This window comes from Coleofasciculus sp. FACHB-712 (assembly GCF_014695635.1).
GTDB lineage: Bacteria > Cyanobacteriota > Cyanobacteriia > Cyanobacteriales > FACHB-T130 > FACHB-T130.
The window spans coordinates 1-1,862 of record NZ_JACJOQ010000269.1; the positions used below are offsets into that span (position 1 = coordinate 1).

2 protein-coding genes are annotated in these 1,862 nt (G+C 46.2%); one reads left to right on the forward strand and one right to left on the reverse strand.

Annotated features, from left to right (window positions below):
- Positions 1 to 89 precede the first annotated feature (89 nt).
- On the forward strand, positions 90 to 335 hold the full coding sequence (locus H6F50_RS07470; protein ID WP_190428030.1) for an HNH endonuclease: 246 nt from the start codon (positions 90 to 92) through the stop codon (positions 333 to 335).
- A 263-nt stretch (positions 336 to 598) separates the two neighbouring features.
- On the opposite strand, the gene H6F50_RS07475 is transcribed toward H6F50_RS07470, so the two are convergent.
- Positions 599 to 1,561, reverse strand: coding sequence for a DUF362 domain-containing protein (locus tag H6F50_RS07475; RefSeq protein WP_190428032.1), 963 nt, complete (start codon positions 1,559 to 1,561; stop codon positions 599 to 601).
- Between the last annotated feature and the right edge of the window lie 301 nt (positions 1,562 to 1,862).

Here is a 1,862-nt window from a genome sequence, read left to right on the forward strand (position 1 = left end):
GCGATCGCTACATCAATCGCATCAGCGCCTGTAGTTGTTTGATTGTCTGGATTCATTGCAGCGTGGGATCGTGTTTACAAGAGCATTTTATGACTAAAACGCCCAGAATTCGCATCCCGCCAGAAGTCAGGAAGTATGTGTTTCAGCGCGATCGCTGTCAGTGCCAAAGTTGCGGCAAAACGGCGCTAGAAGCAAACCTCACGATTGACCACATCATACCGCTCTCTCGTGGCGGTTCTAATGACATCAGCAATCTACAAACCCTCTGTCTCCCCTGTAACCAGCGCAAAACCAACCATTTAGATCCTCGGTTCCGGCGTTATTTCGATCTTTAATCTAGAAAACACACCAGACTCGTTTTTAAAAATATACTGTCCGCGCAGCGCTGCTAACACTCCATCATTTGACGGGCAGAAAAAAACCGCCTCTAGCATGAGTCAGGGCGGTCTTCCTAAGCAATCGGAGGGTAGATAATAGATTACGCTGATGATTTTGTATCCTACTGTAACAGAATTTACCGAATCTGCCTCAAAATTGTTTATTGATGGCTTTCTAAACCCGATTTCTATAGAAACCGAGTTTTTTTATCGATAAACTCTTATCGTCCTGCGTAGGCATTCATCGGTTCCTTGATAAACCGGATGTAAAGATGCCTAAACGTGGACTTAATCACGCGAGGCATCGCGAAGTCGATAGGCATCATGTTAGTAGGAAGTTGCCAATCCAGCACCTTTAGATCATCCGGATGCAGTTGGGGAAAGTCAATTTCCTCCACGTTTGTGCATAGCCCTAACCTTATCGAAGCCGCCATAGTAGGGACGTTGAGAGGATCTACATTGAGAATTTCCACAATCGCCCGATCCAGGGCAAAGACATCAGACGATGCCGCTAAAATCCCTAAGAAGCGAGGTTCGCCACCGCTAGGGCCGTTCCCTTCATGTCCAATAATTGCATCTAAAATCGTTAGGGTAGGATTAATTGCTCTTGCAGTTTCTACTAACATTTCCCCAAATCGGGCGCTATCTTTCCCTGCTTCCATGTGCCACCAGGCTTTCATTTTTCCCGGTACGCAACCGAATAAGTTTTTGACCCCCATTGTCATCGTTAGCTGACAGTGGGATTTCAGTTTAGGCAGGTTAATTACCACATCTGCATCCATTGCTTCTTTGCACAACAACAGATGGTTGAACCCTTCGCTAACGGTTTCGTAACGCTTCCCTGTAAATTCCACTAGCGGTAGATTGAGTTCTTCCATAAGGGGAAGATAACCATTGGCTTTTGCCACACCCATCGCACTGCCAAATGCGGGACTATCCCCCAGGAAAGGCTTGCCACCTGCTTCCTGTACAAGTTTGGCAACACAGTAAACCAGTTCGGGACGGGTGACGCATTCTTTACTCGGATGTCCGCCAGTGAGTAAATTGGGCTTGAGGAGAACGCGATCGCCTGCTTTGACAAAAGCTTTGATTCCTCCCAAGGGTTCCAGCAAACTTTCCACGGATTCTCGCAATAATTGCCGCTCGTAGGAATTCGCACGAATTAAACTAACGGAAGGTTTCATGATTCTGCGTTTGTAATTGAGGATTGAGCGAATACAAGAATTTTGAATCAATTAAAGTGAGAATTGCCAGCCTCCAATTCTTCATGAAGACCTGGCAATTCTTAATCTAAAATCTCAAATTCTCAGCGATTGCTGCCACGAGTCAGGGCAGTTACCCGCTGGGCATTCGAGAAGACATCTTCTCCCTGGAGGTGAGGAATCGGGGGCTTCACCTCAACTTTGGTAATATTGGCGGTGTTAATAAAAACCGTTTCTTCAGGTAAGTGGAGAATCCACCAGGATTTATCTAAAAGCCGACGGA